General features: G+C 60.2%; 22 protein-coding genes and 1 tRNA gene. 17 read left to right on the top strand and 6 right to left on the bottom strand.

The window, feature by feature from the left end; translation table 11 throughout:
* Positions 1–3: 3 nt before the first annotated feature.
* The 9 genes from ACA046_RS04825 to ACA046_RS04785 are packed head-to-tail and all read left to right on the top strand — an operon-like array spanning position 4 to position 7,722.
* Positions 4–933, top strand: coding sequence for a MerR family transcriptional regulator (locus ACA046_RS04825; RefSeq protein ID WP_459026104.1), 930 nt, complete (start codon positions 4–6; stop codon positions 931–933).
* Positions 934–2,379, top strand: a complete 1,446-nt coding sequence (phrB, locus tag ACA046_RS04820) for a deoxyribodipyrimidine photo-lyase (RefSeq protein ID WP_497676022.1) — start codon at positions 934–936, stop codon at positions 2,377–2,379.
* The gene (locus tag ACA046_RS04815; RefSeq protein ID WP_459026100.1) at positions 2,372–2,794 is read left to right on the top strand and encodes a nuclear transport factor 2 family protein; all 423 of its coding nucleotides are present in this window, start codon (positions 2,372–2,374) and stop codon (positions 2,792–2,794) included. The genes phrB and ACA046_RS04815 overlap by 8 nt, the downstream gene beginning before the upstream one ends.
* Entirely contained in the window at positions 2,791–3,573 is a 783-nt protein-coding gene (locus ACA046_RS04810) for an SDR family NAD(P)-dependent oxidoreductase (RefSeq protein WP_497676021.1), read from the top strand. Before ACA046_RS04815 ends, ACA046_RS04810 begins: the two co-directional genes overlap by 4 nt.
* Positions 3,570–4,817, top strand: a complete 1,248-nt coding sequence (locus tag ACA046_RS04805; protein ID WP_497676020.1) for an NAD(P)/FAD-dependent oxidoreductase — start codon at positions 3,570–3,572, stop codon at positions 4,815–4,817. Before ACA046_RS04810 ends, ACA046_RS04805 begins: the two co-directional genes overlap by 4 nt.
* Positions 4,814–5,620 (top strand): DUF1365 domain-containing protein, encoded by an 807-nt coding sequence (locus ACA046_RS04800; RefSeq protein WP_497676019.1) that lies wholly within the window; start codon positions 4,814–4,816, stop codon positions 5,618–5,620. Before ACA046_RS04805 ends, ACA046_RS04800 begins: the two co-directional genes overlap by 4 nt.
* Entirely contained in the window at positions 5,607–6,878 is a 1,272-nt protein-coding gene (locus ACA046_RS04795) for a class I SAM-dependent methyltransferase (protein ID WP_497676018.1), read from the top strand. Before ACA046_RS04800 ends, ACA046_RS04795 begins: the two co-directional genes overlap by 14 nt.
* Positions 6,871–7,362, top strand: coding sequence for a DUF2878 domain-containing protein (locus tag ACA046_RS04790; RefSeq protein WP_076014974.1), 492 nt, complete (start codon positions 6,871–6,873; stop codon positions 7,360–7,362). Before ACA046_RS04795 ends, ACA046_RS04790 begins: the two co-directional genes overlap by 8 nt.
* A gap of 54 nt (positions 7,363–7,416) precedes the next feature.
* The gene (locus ACA046_RS04785) at positions 7,417–7,722 is read left to right on the top strand and encodes a YkgJ family cysteine cluster protein (protein ID WP_063033124.1); all 306 of its coding nucleotides are present in this window, start codon (positions 7,417–7,419) and stop codon (positions 7,720–7,722) included.
* Between the two features lie 136 nt (positions 7,723–7,858).
* Here the strand turns inward: ACA046_RS04785 and ACA046_RS04780 are convergent, their stop codons facing one another.
* The 6 genes from ACA046_RS04780 to hemA all read right to left on the bottom strand — a co-directional run bounded on the left by ACA046_RS04780 (position 7,859) and on the right by hemA (position 13,224).
* Positions 7,859–8,377, bottom strand: coding sequence for an acyloxyacyl hydrolase (locus tag ACA046_RS04780; protein WP_497676017.1), 519 nt, complete (start codon positions 8,375–8,377; stop codon positions 7,859–7,861).
* A gap of 111 nt (positions 8,378–8,488) precedes the next feature.
* Positions 8,489–9,283 carry a glutamate racemase gene (gene murI, locus ACA046_RS04775; protein ID WP_459026091.1) on the bottom strand — a complete coding sequence of 265 codons (795 nt, stop codon included), beginning with the start codon at positions 9,281–9,283 and terminating at the stop codon, positions 8,489–8,491.
* Positions 9,276–10,031: a molybdopterin-synthase adenylyltransferase MoeB gene (locus tag ACA046_RS04770; RefSeq protein WP_459026089.1), complete on the bottom strand. Its 756-nt coding sequence runs from the start codon at positions 10,029–10,031 to the stop codon at positions 9,276–9,278. Before ACA046_RS04770 ends, murI begins: the two co-directional genes overlap by 8 nt.
* On the bottom strand, positions 10,025–10,855 hold the full coding sequence (prmC, locus tag ACA046_RS04765) for a peptide chain release factor N(5)-glutamine methyltransferase (protein WP_459026087.1): 831 nt from the start codon (positions 10,853–10,855) through the stop codon (positions 10,025–10,027). The genes ACA046_RS04770 and prmC overlap by 7 nt, the downstream gene beginning before the upstream one ends.
* On the bottom strand, positions 10,856–11,938 hold the full coding sequence (gene prfA, locus ACA046_RS04760) for a peptide chain release factor 1 (protein WP_003208405.1): 1,083 nt from the start codon (positions 11,936–11,938) through the stop codon (positions 10,856–10,858).
* Complete coding sequence (hemA, locus tag ACA046_RS04755) at positions 11,935–13,224, bottom strand: glutamyl-tRNA reductase (RefSeq protein WP_076014969.1); 1,290 nt, start codon at positions 13,222–13,224, stop codon at positions 11,935–11,937. Before hemA ends, prfA begins: the two co-directional genes overlap by 4 nt.
* Before the next feature lie 303 nt (positions 13,225–13,527).
* On the opposite strand from hemA, the gene ACA046_RS04750 reads away from it, so the two are divergent.
* The 8 genes from ACA046_RS04750 (at position 13,528) to ychF (ending at position 20,437) form a co-directional block, all read left to right on the top strand.
* Positions 13,528–15,252, top strand: a complete 1,725-nt coding sequence (locus tag ACA046_RS04750) for a tetratricopeptide repeat protein (RefSeq protein WP_076014968.1) — start codon at positions 13,528–13,530, stop codon at positions 15,250–15,252.
* Between the two features lie 4 nt (positions 15,253–15,256).
* Positions 15,257–15,874 carry a lipoprotein insertase outer membrane protein LolB gene (lolB, locus tag ACA046_RS04745; protein ID WP_063033130.1) on the top strand — a complete coding sequence of 206 codons (618 nt, stop codon included), beginning with the start codon at positions 15,257–15,259 and terminating at the stop codon, positions 15,872–15,874.
* A 1-nt stretch (position 15,875) separates the two neighbouring features.
* Positions 15,876–16,727, top strand: a complete 852-nt coding sequence (gene ispE, locus ACA046_RS04740) for a 4-(cytidine 5'-diphospho)-2-C-methyl-D-erythritol kinase (RefSeq protein ID WP_076014967.1) — start codon at positions 15,876–15,878, stop codon at positions 16,725–16,727.
* A 36-nt stretch (positions 16,728–16,763) separates the two neighbouring features.
* Positions 16,764–16,838: transfer RNA gene (locus ACA046_RS04735), tRNA-Gln, on the top strand.
* Positions 16,839–16,883: 45 nt separating this feature from the next.
* On the top strand, positions 16,884–17,825 hold the full coding sequence (locus ACA046_RS04730; protein ID WP_003208392.1) for a ribose-phosphate pyrophosphokinase: 942 nt from the start codon (positions 16,884–16,886) through the stop codon (positions 17,823–17,825).
* 138 nt (positions 17,826–17,963) lie between these two features.
* A complete protein-coding gene (locus tag ACA046_RS04725; RefSeq protein WP_497676016.1) occupies positions 17,964–18,563 on the top strand; it encodes a 50S ribosomal protein L25/general stress protein Ctc in 600 nt (199 codons plus the stop codon).
* A 165-nt stretch (positions 18,564–18,728) separates the two neighbouring features.
* On the top strand, positions 18,729–19,313 hold the full coding sequence (pth, locus tag ACA046_RS04720; RefSeq protein WP_017475979.1) for an aminoacyl-tRNA hydrolase: 585 nt from the start codon (positions 18,729–18,731) through the stop codon (positions 19,311–19,313).
* 23 nt (positions 19,314–19,336) lie between these two features.
* Positions 19,337–20,437, top strand: coding sequence for a redox-regulated ATPase YchF (gene ychF, locus ACA046_RS04715; RefSeq protein WP_076014965.1), 1,101 nt, complete (start codon positions 19,337–19,339; stop codon positions 20,435–20,437).
* The last annotated feature ends 114 nt before the right edge of the window (positions 20,438–20,551 follow it).

Raw genomic sequence — 20,551 nt, 5'->3', positions numbered from 1 at the left:
CCTATGACTTTCCCCCTGCAAGCACCTGTGGAAGACATCGCCGAGGCCCTCGAACAAGGCTGGTTGCCGATCCGCGAAGTGGCGCGCCAAACCGGTGTCAACGCTGTGACCCTGCGCGCCTGGGAGCGGCGCTACGGTTTGATCGTGCCCCAGCGCACGCCCAAGGGGCACCGCCTGTTCAGCGCCGAGCATGTACAACGCATCCACACCATCCTGACCTGGCTCAACCGCGGGGTGCCGGTCAGCCAGGTCAAGAGCCTGATCGACACCGCACCAACCGCCAGCGAACCGCCGGTGGAAAATGAATGGCACAACCGCCGCCAGCACCTGTTGCAGGCCATCAGCGAGCTGGCCGAGCGCCGGGTGGATGATGCTTTCAACCAGGCGATGGCGCTGTACCCACCGCGCACCCTGTGCGAGCAACTTCTGCTGCCGTTGCTCAAGGAACTTGAGCTGCGCTGGCAAGGCCAATTCGGTGCGCAGATGGAGCGGGTATTTTTCTATTCCTGGCTGCGCAGCAAATTCGGCGCGCGGATGTATCACAACAACCGCCAGCTCAACGGCGCCCCGCTGCTGCTGATCAACCATTCCGACCTGCCGCTGGAGCCGCACCTGTGGCTCACCGCCTGGCTCGCCAGCAGTGCCGATTGCCCGGTGGAAGTCTTCGACTGGCCATTGCCGGCCGGCGAACTGGCCCTGGCCGTCGAACACCTGCAACCCCGCGCGGTGCTGTTGTATTCGAGCAAGGCACTCCATGTGTCGGCGCTGGGCAAACTGTTGAGCGGCTTCAGTTGCCCAAAACTGATAACCGGACCAACGGTATGCATCCACCAGGCGGAGCTGTCCGTATTAACCCAAGACATTCCTGAATTGCTCCTGGCCGAAGACCCTTTGTCGGCCCATCAGGTACTGATCCAGCGTGGACTTATTTAAATGCACTTGATCTGGCTGCGCACCGACCTGCGCCTACATGACAACACCGCCCTCGCCGCCGCCGCACAGCGCGGGCCGACGGTGGCTGTCTACCTGATCAGCCCGGAGCAATGGCTGGCCCACGATGACGCGCCGTGCAAAGTCGAATTCTGGCTGCGCAACCTGAAGAGCTTGAGCGTGGCACTGGGGGAGTTGAACATTCCTCTATTGATCCGCCATGCCTCGACCTGGGACCAGGCACCGCACGTCCTGGGAGACCTGTGCCAGGAGCTGTCGATCCAGTCGGTACACGTCAATGACGAATACGGCATCCACGAAGAGCGCCGCGACGCCGCCGTGGCCAAGGCCCTCGAAGCCCGGGGCATCACGTTTCACAATTACCTGGACCAGTTGTTTTTCCAGCCCGGCAGCGTCCTGACCAAGACCGGCACGTACTTCCAGGTGTTCAGCCAGTTCCGCAAGGTCTGCTACAACCGTCTGCACGGCGCCTTGCCGCGCCTGATCGCCACACCCAAGGCACAGGCGGCACTCAAGCTCAAAAGCGACCCGATCCCGGATCACGTCGAGGGTTTTGCAACGCCGACCGAAGCCTTGCGCTCCCTGTGGCCGGCGGGTGAGGCCGAAGCCCGGCGCCGTCTCGATCAATTCGCCGACGCGCAAATCAGCTACTACAAGGACGAACGCGACTTCCCGGCCAAGCCCGGCACCAGCCAGCTTTCGGCCTACCTGGCCGCCGGTGTGGTTTCGCCGCGCCAGTGCCTGCATGCCGCGCTGCAAAGCAACCAGGGTGAATTCGAAAGCGGCGACATCGGCGCGATTACCTGGATCAACGAGCTGCTGTGGCGCGAGTTCTACAAACATATTCTGGTGGGTTACCCACGGGTCTCGCGCCACCGCGCGTTCCGCCCGGAAACCGAAGCCGTGGCCTGGCGCAACAGCCCGGAAGACTTGAAAGCCTGGCAGGAAGCACGCACCGGCCTGCCGATCATCGACGCGGCCATGCGCCAATTGCTCGAAACCGGCTGGATGCACAACCGCCTGCGCATGGTGGTGGCGATGTTCCTGACCAAAAACCTGCTGATCGACTGGCGCGAAGGCGAGCGATTTTTCATGCGCCACCTGATCGATGGCGACCTGGCAGCCAACAACGGTGGCTGGCAGTGGAGTTCGTCCACAGGCACCGACTCGGCGCCGTACTTCCGGATCTTCAGCCCCTTGAGCCAGTCGGAAAAATTCGACGGCGAAGGCGTGTTTATCAAGCACTGGCTGCCACAACTGGCAGCGCTGAACAAAAAGGAAGTGCACAACCCCGATGCCGTGGGCGGCTTGTTTGGCGTGGCCGACTATCCTCGTCCTATCGTCGATCTGAAAAAGTCCCGCGAGCGCGCCCTCGCCGCCTTCCGCAGCCTGCCTTCACGCCAGGCGGTCGGGGGTGGTTATGAGTGACTTCCTGCGCCGCTTCGCCCAGGCCTTTGCCAGTGTGGACAAACACAATCTGCACCTGCTCGACAGCCTGTACAGCAAGGACATCAGCTTCACCGACCCGCTGCACGAAGTGCACGGGCTGCCGGCGCTGCAGCGTTATTTCGCCGAGCTGTACGACAACGTGACCCAGTTGCGCTTTGACTTCCATGGCTTCGATCAAGTGGCTGAGGGTGAAGGCTACCTGCGCTGGAAAATGAGCTTCTGCCACCCACGCCTGGGCGGCGGTAAAGTGATTCGTGTCGAAGGCTGCTCGCACCTGCTATGGCGCGAGAAGGTGTACCACCACCGGGATTATTTTGATGCGGGTGCACTGTTGTATGAACACGTGCCGGTCCTCGGCGGCGTGATCAGCTGGCTAAAAAGGAGAATGGGATGAACCTCGTGCCGCCTCGTCGTTACTGGTTGACCGGTGCCAGCAGTGGCATCGGCGCCGAACTGGCCAAAGCGCTGCTCGACAGCGGCGCCCACGTGGCTGTCAGCTCCCGCTCCAAAGAGCCGCTGGAACAGCTCGCGCAGCAATACCCCGGGCAAGTGCTGGTGGTGGCAGGCGACCTGACCAACAGCCAGACCGTACGCGAAATCGGCGAGCATATCGCCGTGGTCTGGGGCTCGCTGGACACTGTGATTCTCAACGCCGGCACCTGCGAATACGTGGACGCCAAGCAGTTTGACTCCTCGATCATCGAGCACGTGGTGCGCACCAACCTGCTGGCCAGCAGTTACTGCATCGAAGCCGCGCTGCCGCTGTTGCGTGTCGGCCATACACCCCACCTGGTCGGCGTAGCCAGCGCGGTGACTTACCTGCCAATGCCCAGGGCTGAAGCCTATGGTGCCTCCAAGGCGGGCCTGCGTTATCTGTTCGAATCCCTGCGCATCGACCTGTCGCCCGAGGGCATTGACGTCACCGTGGTCAGCCCGGGCTTTGTCGACACACCGCTGACCGCCCGCAATGATTTCCCGATGCCCTTGAGCTGGCCGGCGGACAAGGCCGCACGGCATATCTTCGCCAAGCTGCAAAACCGCCCATTGGAAATTGCCTTCCCGGCCCTGTTTATTGCCGCGCTATGGCCGCTGTCGAAACTGCCGAACCGCGTCAAGCTGATCATCGGCAAACGCATGTTGCGCAGCCCGCCGCCGAGGAAGGACGACCTGTGAAGATCGCGATTATCGGCAGCGGCATAGCCGGGCTGACCAGCGCCTATCTGCTCAGTCGCCGCCACGACATCACCCTTTTCGAAGCGGGTGACCGCATCGGCGGCCACACCCACACGGTGAATGTCACGGTGGATGGCAAAAGCTACGCAGTGGACACCGGCTTCATCGTGTTCAACAACTGGACCTACCCCAACTTCATCAAGCTGCTGGGGCAGATCGGCGTGACGTTCAAACCCACCGAGATGAGCTTTTCGGTGTGCGACCCGAACGCCGGGTTCGAGTACAACGGCAACAACCTCAACAGCCTGTTTGCCCAGCGCCGGAATATTATGTCGCCGGGGTTCTGGGGCATGTTGCGCGACATCCTGCGCTTCAACCGCCAGGCGCCGCTGGACCTGCAAGAGCAACGTATCAACGCCGAGATGACCCTGGGCGAGTACCTGCAAGCGGGCGGCTACGGCCAGCGATTTATCCAGCACTACATCGTGCCGATGGGCGCAGCGATCTGGTCGATGTCCCTGGCTGACATGCTCGGGTTTCCCCTGCAATTCTTCGTACGGTTCTTCAAGAACCACGGTTTGTTATCGGTGAGTAACCGGCCGCAGTGGTGCGTGATCGAAGGCGGGTCCAGCCGCTATATCGAGCCGCTGACCCAGTCCTTCCGTGAAAAAATTCGCCTCAATTGCCCCGTGACCCGGGTTGAGCGCACACCGATCGGCGTACTTATCCACAGCGCGGCGGGCAGCGAGGCGTTCGATAAAGTCGTGTTCGCCTGCCACAGCGACCAGGCCCTGGCATTGCTGGGGGATGCGAGCCTGGCCGAGCAGCAGATCCTCGGTGCCCTGCCCTACGCCGACAACGACGTAGTCCTGCACACCGACACCCGTTTGCTGCCCGAGCGCAAACTGGCCTGGGCCAGCTGGAATTACCGCCTGGACAGCAGCACGCAAAAACAGGCTGCCGTGACCTACGACATGAACATCCTGCAGGGCATCGACAGCGCCACCACTTTTTGCGTCAGCCTCAACCAGACGGCGATGATCAACCCGCTAAAAATCCTCGCCCGCTACACCTACGCCCACCCGCAATACAGCCTGGCCGCCGTGGCTGCTCAAGCGCGCTGGGAAGAATTGCACGGCACGCAGCACACCTATTACTGCGGCGCCTACTGGGCCAACGGCTTTCACGAAGACGGTGTGGTCAGCGCGTTGCGCGTGGCCAAAGCGTTTGGGGAAGCGCTGTGAACAGCGCCCTGTACAGCGGCTGGATCGCCCATCGGCGGTTTACGCCCAAGGGCCACGCCTTCCGTTATCGGATAGGCCTGCTGTACCTGGACCTCAGTGAACAGGACGAAGTCTTCGGCTTGTCGCCATTGGCCGGCGACCGCTGGGCGCCGTTCGCGTTTCGCCAGCAGGACTACCTGCGTGAATTTACCCGTCACGGCATGAGCTTGACCGATGCCGTGCGCCAAGAAGTCGGCAAGGCCCTCGGGCGCATCCCCGAGGGCGCAATCTGCCTGCTGACCCAGGCCCGCAGTTGGGGCCTGGCTTTTAATCCGGTGAGTTTCTTCTACTGCTTCGAGGCCGATGGCACCTTGGCCACGATTCTGTGTGAAGTGACCAACACGCCGTGGCGCGAGCGCTATCACTACGTGCTGCCGGCCCAGGCGCTGCCTGCTGGTGAGCATCAGCACTTCGCCGTGGCCAAGGCCTTTCATGTCTCGCCGTTTTTGCCCCGGGACCTGGAATACCGCATGAGCTTCAGCCCGCCCGCCGCCAGACTCGGCGTGCACATGGCCGACTGGCAGGGCGAGCTGAAAGTGTTCGACGCCACCTTGAGTCTGCAACGTGACGACTTGAACCGCGCCAGCCTGCACCGTTATTTGTGGCGCTTCCCGTGGATGACCGCCAAGACCTGCCTGGCCATTTATTGGCAGGCCCTGCGCCTTCTGCTTAAACGCACGCCGATTTTTTCCCATCACGCCGCCGAAGGCGCTTCTCGCACCGCAGTCGGGTACACCAAGGATCGCCGCCATGAAATCCCCTAGCTTATCGGTCAAATCCAATCGTTTGAACGTCAACGGCATGACCGCCGCGCTGCTGCGCAAAGCGGTGCTGCGCCAGCTCGGCCAACTGCGCCACGGCCAGTTGGTGGTGATCGAGGATGGCGAGCGGCAAGTCTTCGGCGCACGGGAAGCGCACCTGCTGGGGGAAATCCAGATCCTCGATTCGGCGGTGTGGGGGCTGGTGGCGGCCAACGGTTCCATCGGCGCGGGCGAGGCATTTATTCATGGTTACTGGAGCAGCCCCGACCTGACCGCCGTGGTGCGGGTGATGGTCAGCAACCTCGACGTGCTGGATGCATTGGAAGGCGGCCTGGCGAAACTGGCACGGCCCTTCACCCAAGGCCTGCACTGGCTCAACCGCAACACGCGTAAGGGCTCGCAGAAAAACATCGCCGCCCACTACGACCTGGGCAACGACCTGTTCGAAGAATTCCTCGACCCGACCATGATGTATTCGGCCGCACAGTTCCTCACCGCCGACGACACGCTGGAACAGGCACAACTGAACAAGCTGGAGCGCATCTGCCAGAAGCTCGCGCTGAAACCGTCGGACCATCTGCTGGAGATCGGCACCGGCTGGGGCAGCATGGCGATTTATGCCGCGCAGCAGTACGGCTGCAAGGTCACCACCACCACCTTGTCCAAAGAGCAGTTTGCCTACACTGAAAAACGCATCGAGGCCCTGGGTTTGCAGAATCAGGTGACGTTGCTGCTGGAGGACTACCGCGACCTGACCGGCCAGTACGACAAGCTGGTGTCCATCGAGATGATCGAAGCCGTGGGCCATCGCTTCCTGCCGACCTATTTCAAACAATGCGCGCAGTTGCTCAAGAGCAACGGCCTGATGTTGCTGCAAGCCATCACCATTCGTGAACAGCGCTACGCGCAGGCCAAGAGCAGCGTGGATTTCATCCAGCGCTATATCTTCCCCGGCGGCGCCCTGCCCTGCGTGCAGAAAATGCTCGAGATCGTCAGCCGCGACACCGACATGAACCTGCTGCACATGGAGGATTTCGGCCTGCACTACGCACGAACCCTGCGCCTGTGGCACGAGAACTTTCGCCGCGCCCACAGCCGCCTGACGGAAATGGGCTACGACGAATACTTCCTGCGGCTGTGGGAGTTTTACCTGTGCTACTGCGAGGGAGGCTTTATGGAGCGCACCATCGGTACTGCCCAGATGCTGCTGGCCAAGCCGGCGGCGCTGACCCAACCGCTGCTCGGGCGCTTTGATGCTTAAACCACTGGCGAATGCCGTGCTGTTCCAGTGCGGCTGGTTTGCCTGTGTGCTGGGCGGCGACAGCCTGTGGCTGTTGGTGGGAGTGGCGGTGCTGGCGGTCCACCTGCTGTGGATAAGTTCGTGGTCCGAGGAAGGCCAGGTGATTCTCGCGGTCACCCTGCTGGGCACGGTGGTCGACACCGCGTTGCGCGCCTTTGGTGTGTTTCATTTCAGCCTGCCCGGGCCGCTGGCGCCTTTGTGGCTGATCCTGTTGTGGGCACTGCTGGCGACCACCCTGCGCCATTGCCTGGCCTGGAGCGCCCAACCCTGGTGGCGCGCCAGTCTGTTGGGCGCGGTGGGCGGACCGTTGTCCTATTACGCAGGCAGCCAGTTGGCCGGCGTCAGTTTCGGCTATGGCACGGTGCCGACCGTCATCGGTCTCGCGTTGCTCTGGGGCATGATCTTCCCGTTGCTGCATTGGGTCGCCAGGCAGTTGTCACACTGACGTCCGTCAGGCCTTTTACACACATGCAAGCCGCTTGCCTTACACTGCGCGCCTATGACCAACATCCCCCACACACAAATCGCCGAACCCGCCGTCACCTGCTCCACCTGCGCCGCGTGCTGCTGCCAGCTGGAAGTCATGCTGATCACCGACACCGGCGTGCCTGACCGCTTTATCGATACCGACGATTGGGGCGGCGAAGTCATGCTGCGCCTGGATGATGGCTGGTGCGCGGCGCTGGATCGCGACACGATGATGTGCACGATTTACGAGAAGCGGCCGCTGATCTGCCGGGAGTTCGAGATGGGCGCACCGGAGTGCATCGATGAGCGCCAGGGGCTTGCGACGGTGTATCGCTGATTTTGAAACCAACAATAAGCAAATGTGGGAGCGGGCTTGCTCGCGAAAGCGGTGTGTCAGTCAACTGATTCGTGGCTGATACACCGCTTTCGCGAGCAAGCCCGCTCCCACAATGGTGTTGCAGCGTTCTGAGGAATTACAGTGGCATCGTGTAGTGCAGCGAATAGCTCTCGACACCATCGTTGTTGCTGCTGATCCCGGCATTCGAGTAATGGGTGGCCCGAATCCCCACCTCACTCCCACCGACAAAGCGCAGACCAAAGCCCAGTCGGTCTTCAAACTGGAAAGCCTGGCCGATATTGTTGTCTTCGACCCGCGTGCGCGAGAACAGCGCCACGCCGACCCCGGCCTCTATGTAGGGCTTCACCTTCTCCCCGGCAAACTCATACACAAACACCGGCGAGAACGACAGGCTGCTCACACTGGCGCGCTTGTCACCGTCCCAAAAGGTGTACGCGCCGCTCCAGTAACCCGTGAGACGACCCGTGTTGCTCTGCAACCAGCTTTTATCCCAATCCGACGTCAGCCCCAGGCGATAGGTCATGGTCGAATCGCTGGTGCTCCCCACTCCAAACTCCAGACCCGCTGCCTGCGCGGAAAAAGAGTGCCCCAACATGGCGGCCGCAATCGCAGCCAAACAGAACAAGCGCTTCATAAGAAACATCCTTTCCGAACGAAGTTGTATGATTTTGTACAGGCTAACTTGCTATAGAAGCTGCCATAGAGCCAGAAGTTCAGCGGATAAACGCGTTATTTCACGTTTTTTTCACATCGCAAAACTACGCACAACTCCGGGGAATTTCCATAGGGTAGGTAGGATATTTCTTAAATGCTGCGGATCGCTGCTGGTCCAGAATTGCGCCGGCTGCGGAGTGCCGGTGGCCAGCAGTTCGCGATCACTCAACAGGCGCTGTAATTGACGTGCTACTGCAGCGCCGGTGTCGATCAGAATGATCGTCGGCGGGAGCATCCCGGCGAGCAGCGGCTTGAGGAATGGGTAGTGGGTGCAGCCGAGGATGATGGTGTCGCAACCGGCGGCGATCAACGGTTCGACATAACCCTGCAACATCACACGCAAGGCCGGGCTGCCCAGGTCGCCGGTCTCGATCAGTTCCACCAGGCCCGGGCACGGCTGGGTAATCACCCGTACATCGGTGGCAAAGCGGTCGAGCAAGGCGGCGAACTTGGCGCTTTGCAGGGTGCCGGTGGTCGCGAGCACTCCGACCACGCCGCTACGTGTCGCGGCGGCGGCGGGTTTGACCGCTGGCTCCATGCCCACCAACGGCCAGTCGGGATAGTCCTGGCGCAAGTCGGCGACCGCAGCAACAGTCGCCGTGTTGCAGGCAATCACAAAGGCTTTGGCGCCTTTCTCACGGAAGAACTCCGCCACTCGCCGCGAACGTTCAAGGATGAAGGCCGGGGTTTTCTCGCCGTAAGGGATGTGCCCGCAATCCGCCACGTACAGCAGCGATTCATGGGGCAGCAGGCGCTGGATTTCGTCCAGCACCGACAGGCCGCCGACGCCGGAGTCGAACACACCAATCGGCGCGTCCTTAACCATGTTGGCTACCGCAGACGCTGCAACCGGGATCACGCTTGACCCGCAGCTCGCGAAAACGCGTGGTCAGGGCGTCGATCAACAACAGCCTTCCCACCAACGGCTCGCCGAAACCAGCCAGCAACTTCAACGCTTCCAGGGCTTGCAGGCTGCCGACCAGGCCCACCAACGGGCCGATGACGCCGGCTTCGCTGCAGGTCAGTTCGGCTTCGCTGCCGTGCCCGTATAAACAGTGGTAGCAAGGGCTTTCGGCGCGGCGCGGGTCGAACACCGACAGTTGGCCTTCGAGGCGAATCGCGGCGCCGCTGACCAGAGGTTTTCCGGCGGCAACACAGGCGGCGTTGACCGCTTCGCGGGTGGAGAAGTTGTCACTGCAATCGAGCACCACGTCGACCGCCGCCACGGCAGCCGCGAGGGAATCGACATCCAGCGCGCTGCGATGAGCGACCAGCTGTATCTCAGGATTGATCGCGCTCAGGCGACGAATCGCCGAATCTACCTTGCTCAGGCCGACACTGTCGGTGTCATGGATGATCTGGCGTTGCAGGTTGGTCAGGTCGACGGTGTCGAAATCCGCCAAATGCAGCTCACCCACACCCGCCGCCGCCAGATACAGCGCTACCGGCGAACCAAGGCCACCGAGCCCGACGATCAGCGCGCGGCTGCTTTTCAGACGCAACTGGCCTTCGATGTCGACATGCTGCAACAGAATCTGTCGGCTATAACGCAACAGCTCCTGATCATTCAGCACGGCCGGCGCCCCAGGGTGATACGTTCGTGGCCACCCAGGTCGATGCGGCTGTGGACTTCCTCGAAGCCTTCGCCCAGCAGCAGGTCGCGCACGGCGGCCGCCTGGTCGTAACCGTGTTCCAGCAACAGCCAGCCCGCAGCGTCGAGGTGCGCGGGCGCCTGGGCGATGATCAGCCGCAGGTCGTCCAGGCCGTCATGGCCGGCCACCAGCGCGCTGGCCGGCTCAAAGCGCACATCACCGGCCACCAGATGCGGATCGGTGTCGGCTATATAAGGCGGGTTGCTGATGATCAGGTTGTAGGTGTGGCCTTCAAGGGCGCTGAACCAATGGCTGTTCAGCACCGTGGCGTTATTCAGGTGCAGGCGCTGGCGGTTGCGTTCGGCCAGGGCCACGGCTTCCAGCACGCGGTCGACAGCCGTGACTTGCCAGGCCGGGCGTTCGCTGGCCAGGGCCAGGGCAATCGCGCCGCTGCCGGTGCCGAGGTCGAGGACTTTGGCCGGTGTGGCAGGCAGCAATTCCAGGGCGGCTTCCACCAGCATCTCGGTTTCCGGACGCGGGATCAGCGTGTGCGGCGCCACTTCCAGGTCCAGCTTCCAGAAGCCTTGCTGACCGAGGATGTAGGCCACAGGCTCGCCGGTGCGGCGGCGTTGCAGGTAGGCGGCAAAGGTCAGTGCATCTTCGCTGCTGACGATTTTTTCCGGCCAGGTATGCAGGTAGCTGCGGGACTTGCCCAAGGCAGCCGCCAGCAACAATTCCACGTCCAGGCGCGCTGTGGGTGAGTCTGGCAGGTCGGCGGCGCGTAACAGGCTGGCAATAATGGTCATTTATTCACCTATCGCCGCCAGTTGGTCAGCCTGGTATTCGGCCAACAACGGCTCGATAACCGCATCAACGCCACCGGCGAGGATTTCGTCCAGGGAGTACAGCGTCAGGTTGACGCGGTGGTCGGTGACCCGGCCTTGGGCAAAGTTGTAAGTACGGATACGCTCGGAACGGTCGCCCGAGCCCACCAGCAATTTACGCTCGCTGGCAATCGCGTTGGCGGCGGCGCTGGTTTGCTGGTCATTCAGCTTGGCCGACAGCCAGGACATGGCCCGCGCACGGTTCTTGTGCTGGGAACGTTCTTCCTGGCATTCCACCACGATGCCCGAAGGCAAGTGAGTGATGCGGATCGCGGAGTCGGTCTTGTTCACGTGCTGGCCACCGGCGCCCGATGAGCGGTAGGTGTCGACCCGCAGGTCTGCCGGGTTGATCTCGATGGCTTCCTGTTCGTCCGGCTCGGGCAATACGGCCACGGTGCAGGCGGAAGTGTGGATGCGACCCTGGGATTCCGTCGCCGGAACCCGCTGCACGCGGTGCACGCCCGACTCGAACTTCAGCTTGCCGTAGACATTCTCGCCTTCAACCCGGGCGATGACTTCTTTATAGCCGCCGTGTTCGCCTTCGTTCTCGGACAGGATCTCGACCCGCCAGCCGCGGCGCTCGGCATAGCGCGAGTACATGCGGAACAAGTCGCCGGAGAAAATCGCCGCCTCGTCGCCACCGGTGCCGGCGCGGATTTCGAGGAACACGTTGCGCCCATCATTCGGGTCCTTGGGCAGCAACATGCGCTGCAAGTCGCCTTCCAGTTCGATCAGCTTGTCTTTGGCCTCTCGCACTTCTTCAACGGCCATTTCGCGCATGTCCGGGTCGCTGTCCTTGAGCAGCGCCTGGGCGCCTTCGAGGTCAGCCTGAACCTTGAGCAATTGTTTATAGGTGCCCACGATCGGTTCAACTTCCGCGTATTCCTTGGAATAAGTGCGGAACTTGGTTTGATCGGAGATGACCTCGCCATCGCCGAGCAAGGCGGTCAGTTCTTCGAAACGGTCCTGAAGGACGTCCAGTTTATTGAGCAGTGACGCTTTCATTGCGGTTTTTTATCCGAAGAGCTTTCTGTCGCGCCCTCACCGAGGGCAAAGAGTTCCTGGGCCATGGCCAGCGCATCGAGGCGGCCTTCGGCGGTAAGCTTTTTCAACTGAACACTGGGGGCGTGCAGCAATTTATTGGTCAGGCCGCGCGCCAGTTGCATCAGCACGTCTTCGGCGCTGCTGCCATTGGCGAGCATACGCTGGGCCTTGATCAATTCCTCGTCCCGCAGGCGTTCGCCTTGCTGTCGGTAGGCCTTGAGCACGTCCACCGCCGCCAGTTCACGCAGGCGCACCATGAAATCGTCGGCACCGGTGCTGACCATCTCCTCGGCGGCCTGGGCTGCACCCTGGCGACTCTTGAGGTTTTCCGCGACCACTTCGTGCAGGTCGTCGACGCTGTAGAGATAAACGTCGTCCAACTCGCCGACTTCAGGCTCGATATCCCGGGGAACGGCGATATCCACCATGAAGATCGGCTTGTGCTTGCGCAGTTTCAGGGCACTTTCCACCGCACCCTTGCCGAGGATCGGCAACTGGCTGGCGGTGGAACTGATGACGATGTCGCTGCGCACCAGTTCGGCCGGGATGTCGGAGAGCAACACCGCATGGGCACCGAACTGTTCGGCGAGGATGCTGGCGCGCTCCAGGGTGCGGTTGGCGACGACAATGCGCTTCACCCCCAGCTCATGCAGATGGCGGGCGACCAGGGTGATGGTCTCGCCAGCGCCGATCAGCAGGGCCTGGCTGCGTTGCAAGTCACTGAAAATCTGTTTGGCCAGGCTGACGGCGGCAAACGCCACGGACACCGGGTTTTCACCGATGGCGGTGTCGGTGCGCACCTGCTTGGCGGAATTGAAGGTGGCCTGGAACAAGCGCCCCAGCAGCGGGCCGATAGTGCCGGCCTCGCGGGCCACGGCGTAGGCCGATTTCATCTGGCCGAGAATCTGCGGTTCGCCCAACACCAGCGAATCGAGCCCGGAGGCGACGCGCATCATGTGACGAACTGCCGCATCCTCTTCGTGCACATAGGCGCTTTGGCGCAGTTCGTCGAGGCTCAAATGGTGGTAATCGGCCAGCCAGCGCAGCACCACATCCGCTGAAAGATGTTCCTGCTCTATATAGAGCTCGCTGCGATTGCAGGTCGAAAGGATCGCAGCTTCGCGACTGTCGGTGAGCCGGCAGAGCTGCTGCAAGGCCTCAACCAACTGCTCTGGAGTAAAAGCCACGCGCTCGCGGACGTCTACAGAAGCAGTCTTGTGGTTAATACCGAGTGCAAGGAAGGCCATTCAATATCGCTGATGATGTCGGGAAGCCGACAATTGTCCTACTTCGAATGATTCAGAACAACCACCGTAGTCTATTGTCCTAATGCCTTGTGTCTATAAAGGCATCCTGTAGGAGCGAGCTTGCTCGCTAAAAACGCTCACACAACGCGTCAATCCAGAATGAACGCGTTATCGTTGACGATCTTCGCGAGCAAGCTCGCTCCTACAGGGAAAGCAATAAGCGTATTACGGGCGCCCCGGTTATGTTTGGCCGAAGGCTTGTGTCATGATGATCCGACCGCAGGTTAGTCGTCCTCTTCCTATATGAATAGATCTTCCGCGTTGCTCCTTGCTTTTGTCTTCCTCAGCGGCTGCCAGGCCATGGCACCCGTGTCGCCGGACGGTACACCGCCGGTAGAAGACAGCACCCCCGCCCCTGAAAAGCCCAAGGTTTATTCCTCGTTCAGTGAAGAGACGGTCTTCAGTCTGCTGAGCGCGGAGCTGGCCGGCCAGCGCAATCGTTTCGACATTGCACTGGACAACTACGTGACCCAGGCCATCAACACTCAGGATCCGGGGATTTCCGAGCGCGCATTTCGTATCGCCGAGTACCTGGGCGCAGATCAGGCCGCGCTGGACACCTCGCTGATCTGGGCGAAAAACGCGCCGGACGATCTCGAAGCGCAACGGGCAGCCGCCATTCAACTGGCCCGCGCCGGGCGCTATGACGACTCCATGGTGTATATGGAGAAAGTCCTTCAGGGCAAGGGCGACACGCATTTCGATTTCCTCGCGCTGTCGGCCGCCGACACCGATCAGGACACCCGCAACGGCCTGATGAAGAGTTTCGACCGCCTGCTGCAAAAGCACCCGAACAACAGCCAGCTGATTTTCGGCAAGGCGCTGTTGCTGCAACAGGATGACGAGCCCGAGGCCGCGTTGAAGCTGCTGGAGCAGCATCCACCGGAAGACGGCGAGATAGCGCCGATCCTGCTGCGTGCCCGCCTGCTGCAAAACCTCAACCGCGGCAAGGAAGCGATTCCGCTGCTGGAAAAAAGCATCAAGAAGTACCCGGGCGACAAACGCCTGTTGCTGACCTATGCACGCATGCTGGTTGAACAGGACCGCATGGAAGACGCCAAAGTGCAGTTCGCCAACCTCGTCCAGCAATACCCGGACGATGATGAATTGCGTTACTCCCTGGCGCTGGTGTGCCTGGAAGCCAAGGCGTGGGATGAGGCCAAGGGTTACCTGGAAGACTTGATCGCCCGCGAGAGCCACGTTGATTCGGCGCACCTGAACCTGGGCCGCATCGCTGAAGAGCGTAACGACCCGCAGGCCGCACTGCTTGAGTACGCCCAGGTTGGCCCCGGCAATGATTACCTGCCGGCGCAACTGCGCCAGGCCGATATCCTGATGAACAACGGCCGCACCGACGAGGCCGAAAAACGCCTGGCTGCCGCACGGGATGCCGAGCCGGACTACGCGATTCAGTTGTACCTGATCCAGGCCGAGACTTTGTCGGCCAACAAGCAAGGCGATCGCGCCTGGAAAATCCTCCAGCAAGCCTTGCTGCAATACCCGGACGACCTGAACCTGCTGTACACCCGCGCCATGCAGGCGGAAAAACGCAATGACCTGGCGCAGATGGAAAAAGACCTGCGCCTGATCATCAAGCGCGACCCGGACAACGCCATGGCACTGAACGCCCTGGGCTACACCTTGTCCGACCGTACAACGCGCTACGCCGAAGCCAAGGAGCTGATTGAAAAGGCTCACCAGCTGAACCCGGAAGACCCGGCCGTACTCGACAGCCTCGGCTGGGTGAATTACCGCCTGGGCAACCTGGACGAAGCCGAACGCTTGCTGCGCCAGGCGCTGGAGCGCTTCCCCGACCAGGAAGTGGCCGCACACCTGGGCGAAGTGCTCTGGGCCAACGGCAAGCAGCGTGAAGCACGACAAATCTGGGAGAAGTTCCTCAAGGAACAACCCGAAAGCCCAATCCTGCGCAGCACCATCAAGCGCCTGACCGGATCCGAGACCCTTTAATTTTATGTTTTTGCGCCACGTCATCGTTTTCAGCTTTATCGCCCTGCTCGCCGGCTGTTCAGGCCTTGGCACCCGTGAATCTGTCGAAGGCCCGGGCAACCCGGCGCAATGGCAGCAGCACAAGGATCAACTGAGCAGCCTTGATGGCTGGCAGATCGAGGGCAAGGTCGGCATTCGCGCCCCGAAAGATTCGGGCAGCGGCACCTTGTTCTGGCTGCAACGCCAGGACTATTACGACATCCGCCTGTCCGGCCCCTTGGGCCGCGGTGCAGCACGCCTGACCGGCCGCCCGGGGCAAGTCAGCCTGGAAGTGGCCAATCAGGGCCGCTTTGAGGCGCCGACACCGGAAGCCCTGCTGGAAGAACAGATGGGCTGGAAACTGCCCGTATCGCACCTGGTGTGGTGGGTGCGCGGTCTTCCCGCGCCAGACAGCAAGAGCCGCCTGAGCCTAAATGGCGACAGCCGCCTGGCTTCGCTGGAGCAGGATGGCTGGCAGGTCGAGTACCTGAGCTATGTGCAACAGAACGGTTACTGGCTGCCCGAGCGCATCAAGCTGCACGGCACCGACCTTGACGTCACGCTGGTGATCAAGGACTGGCAACCTCGCAAACTGGGGCAGTGACATGACCGCGCAACGTCTGACACTGCCCTCCCCGGCCAAACTGAATTTGATGCTGCACATTCTCGGTCGTCGTGAAGACGGCTATCACGAGCTGCAGACTATTTTTCAATTTCTCGACTACGGCGATGAGCTGACTTTCGCCGTTCGTGATGACGGCGTGATTCAACTGCACACCGAATTCGAAGGCGTGCCTCACGACAGCAACCTGATTGTGAAGGCCGCGAAAAAACTTCAGGAACAATCCGGTTGCCCGTTGGGCATCGACATCTGGATCGAAAAAATCCTGCCCATGGGTGGCGGCATCGGTGGCGGCAGCTCAAATGCCGCGACAACTTTGCTCGGCCTGAATCACTTGTGGCAGCTGGGCTGGGACCACGATCGCCTAGCGGCGCTGGGCCTGACACTGGGCGCGGACGTCCCGGTTTTCGTGCGTGGGCACGCCGCTTTTGCCGAAGGCGTGGGGGAGAAACTCACCCCTGTAGACCCCGAAGAGCCGTGGTATGTCGTGCTTGTTCCGCAAGTATCTGTAAGTACAGCAGAAATTTTTTCAGATCCACTGTTGACACGTAACTCTCCTCCCATTAAAGTGCGCCCCGTTCCCAAGGGAAACAGTCGAAATGACTGCTTACCGGTTGTAGCAAGGCGTTATCCAGATGTACGTAACGCTTTGAATTTGTTAGGTAATTTTACCGAAGCAAAATTAACCGGAACTGGAAGTTGTGTGTTTGGGGGCTTCCCAAGCAAAGCTGAAGCTGATAAAGTCTCGGCCCTTCTTACAGAGACCCTTACAGGGTTTGTAGCAAAGGGAAGCAACGTTTCGATGTTGCATCGCAAGCTGCAAAGTCTGCTCTAAAGGAACCGAGTACTGGGTACTCGTTGCAACAGATACAGGGGCGTCGCCAAGCGGTAAGGCAGCAGGTTTTGATCCTGCCATGCGTTGGTTCGAATCCAGCCGCCCCTGCCATTTTCTATACTCATCCAGGTTACCCTCAGCCTCTAGGTACTGCGCGTGTCCAAGATGATGGTCTTTACGGGGAATGCCAACCCCGATCTGGCTCGGCGTGTTGTACGTCAGCTGCATATCCCTCTCGGTGACATATCTGTCGGTAAATTCTCCGACGGCGAAATTACAGCCGAGATCAATGAAAACGTTCGCGGTAAAGACGTCTTCATTATTCAGCCGACTTGCGCTCCGACCAACGATAACCTGATGGAACTCGTCGTGATGGCTGATGCCTTCCGCCGCTCCTCAGCGACTCGAATCACAGCTGTAATCCCTTACTTTGGTTATGCCCGTCAGGATCGCCGTCCGCGTTCCGCACGTGTGGCTATCAGCGCGAAAGTCGTTGCTGACATGCTGACCGTGGTAGGCATCGACCGTGTTCTCACGGTTGACCTGCACGCTGACCAAATCCAGGGGTTCTTCGATATTCCGGTAGATAACATCTACGGCTCCCCCGTCCTGGTGGATGACATCGAAGACCAGCGCTTTGAAAACCTGATGATCGTGTCCCCGGACATTGGTGGCGTCGTGCGTGCACGGGCTGTTGCCAAATCCCTGGGCGTGGATCTCGGGATCATCGACAAACGCCGTGAGAAAGCCAATCACTCTGAAGTGATGCACATCATCGGTGATGTCGAAGGGCGTACCTGTATTCTGGTTGATGACATGGTCGACACCGCCGGCACCCTGTGCCACGCGGCGAAAGCCTTGAAAGAGCACGGTGCAGCAAAAGTCTTCGCCTACTGCACACACCCTGTGCTGTCGGGCCGAGCGATCGAGAACATCGAGAACTCAATGCTGGACGAACTGGTGGTGACTAACACCATCCCGTTGTCCGCTGCCGCTCAAGCCTGTTCGCGTATCCGTCAACTGGATATCGCACCGGTAGTTGCCGAAGCGGTTCGCCGCATCAGCAACGAAGAATCGATCAGCGCGATGTTCCGTTAAGGGTCAAACCTTAGCGACATCAACCTGACGAAAAGCGCCCCGCCCCAGCATTCTGTTGGGGCGGGGCTTTTTTGCCCATATCGCCTTTAGCGCTGGTCGCAAACGCTAGGGCGAATGTGGTTATTTTGGAGATACAACATGAACGATTTTACTTTGAATGCTGAACTGCGTTCCGACCTGGGGAAAGGTGCGAGCCGCCGCCTGCGTCGTCTCGCAAGCCTGGTTCCAGCTGTAGTTTACGGTGGCGAAAAAGCCCCTGAATCCATCAGCATGCTGGCTAAAGAAATCGCCAAACTGCTCGAAAACGACGCGGCTTACAGCCACATCATCGAGCTGAACGTTGGTGGCAAGAAGCAGAACGTCATCATCAAGGCACTGCAACGTCACCCAGCTAAAGGCCACGTGCTGCACGCTGACTTCGTACGCGTAGTAGCTGGTCAGAAACTGACCGCTATCGTGCCTGTGCACTTCGTTGGTGAAGAAGCTCCGGTCAAGAAAGGCGGCGAAGTTTCGCACCTTATCGCTGACATCGAAGTGACCTGCCTGCCGAAAGATCTGCCTGAGTTCATCGAAGTCGACCTGTCGGCTCTGGAAATCGGCGCAATCGTTCACCTGTCCGATCTCAAGGCTCCTAAAGGCGTTGAGTTCGTTGCACTGGCTCACGGTGACGACAAAGCTGTTGCAAACGTACACGCTCCACGCGTTGCACCAGAAGCTGAAGAAGGCGCTGCAGAGTAATTCACTCTGTAATGCCGGAGCTTGAGGAAACATCGCGGACCGGAACGTAGCGAGAAAGCGGGCGAGAATGCGAAGTTGGCCTCTAACGGTTACTAAGCTTTTGTCGTCCACTTTCGCCGCACCAACGGCGATGTTATCCACAACTCCAAAGGAAGGGCCCCTGTCGTGACTGCCATTAAACTGATCGTTGGCCTGGGAAATCCAGGCGCCGAATACGAACAGACCCGGCATAACGCGGGGGCCCTTTTTGTTGAGCGCATCGCCCACGCACAAGGTGTAAACCTTACGGCCGATCGCAAATATTTTGGCCTGACCGGACGCTTTTCGCATCAGGGTCAGGATGTTCGTCTGTTGATTCCCACCACCTACATGAACCGCAGCGGCCAGGCTGTCGCGGCGCTTGCGGGCTTCTTCCGGATCAAACCCGAAGAAATCCTGGTGGCCCATGACGAACTTGACCTGCCACCCGGCGTTGCCAAGCTCAAGCAAGGCGGCGGCCATGGCGGGCATAATGGCCTGCGCGACATCATCGCGCAGTTGGGCAATCAGAATACGTTTTACCGCTTGCGGCTTGGCATTGGCCACCCGGGCGTTGCCAGTATGGTTTCAAATTTCGTCCTGGGTCGTGCGCCACGCGCCGAACAGGAAAAACTCGATGCCAGCATCGATTTTGCCCTCGGCGTGCTGCCGGATATCTTCGCCGGTGAATGGAACCGTGCGATGAAAAACCTGCACAGCCAGAAGGCCTGACTCTTTACCCGAGGGGAAACACCATGGGATTCAATTGCGGCATCGTCGGCCTACCTAACGTCGGCAAGTCCACCCTGTTCAACGCCCTGACCAAATCCGGTATTGCGGCGGAGAACTTCCCCTTCTGCACCATCGAGCCGAACACCGGTATCGTGCCGATGCCCGATACACGCCTGGACGCCCTGGCGGCCATCGTGAATCCAAAGCGCATCCTGCCAACCACCATGGAGTTCGTCGACATCGCAGGCCTGGTAGCCGGCGCGTCGAAAGGTGAAGGCCTGGGCAACAAGTTCCTCGCCAACATCCGTGAGACCGATGCCATCGCGCACGTGGTCCGCTGCTTCGAAGACGAGAACGTGATTCACGTCTCCAACAGCGTCGACCCGAAACGCGACATCGAGATCATCGACCTGGAACTGATCTTTGCCGACCTCGACAGCTGCGAAAAGCAACTGCAAAAGGTCACGCGCAACGCCAAAGGCGGCGACAAGGATGCAGTCGTCCAGAAAGCCTTGCTGGAGCAGCTGATTGCCCACTTCACCCTGGGCAAGCCGGCACGCAGCCTGATGAAGAGCATGAGCACCGACGAAAAGGCCGTGATCAAGGGCTTCCACCTGCTGACCACCAAGCCTGTGATGTACATCGCCAACGTCGCTGAAGATGGTTTCGAGAACAATCCGCTGCTCGACGTGGTCCTGGCCATTGCCGAAGAAGAAGGCGCGATCGTTGTTCCGGTCTGCAACAAGATCGAAGCGGAAATCGCCGAGCTGGAAGACGGCGAAGAGAAAGACATGTTCCTCGAGGCCCTGGGCCTGGAAGAGCCTGGTTTGAACCGCGTGATCCGCGCCGGCTACGAAATGCTGCACCTGCAGACCTACTTCACCGCCGGTGTCGAAGAAGTCCGCGCCTGGACCGTCAAGGTCGGTGCCACTGCCCCGCAAGCGGCTGGCGTGATCCACACCGACTTCGAAAAAGGCTTCATCCGTGCCGAAGTGATCGCCTACAACGACTTCATCCAGTTCAAGGGTGAAGCCGGTGCCAAGGAAGCCGGTAAATGGCGCCTGGAAGGCAAGGAATACATTGTCAAGGATGGCGACGTGATGCACTTCCGCTTCAACGTGTAAATTGTAGATAACATTGCAGGTGATTGCATAAGCTTGCTTAGCGGCGTGCAAATCGCCAAGAAAGCCCCATTTTATGGGGCTTTCGCGTTTCTATGAGTTGCATGTGATTGCACC

Source organism: Pseudomonas sp. LBUM1641 (assembly GCF_059716235.1).
This window is presented reverse-complemented; position numbering and strand designations above follow the sequence as displayed.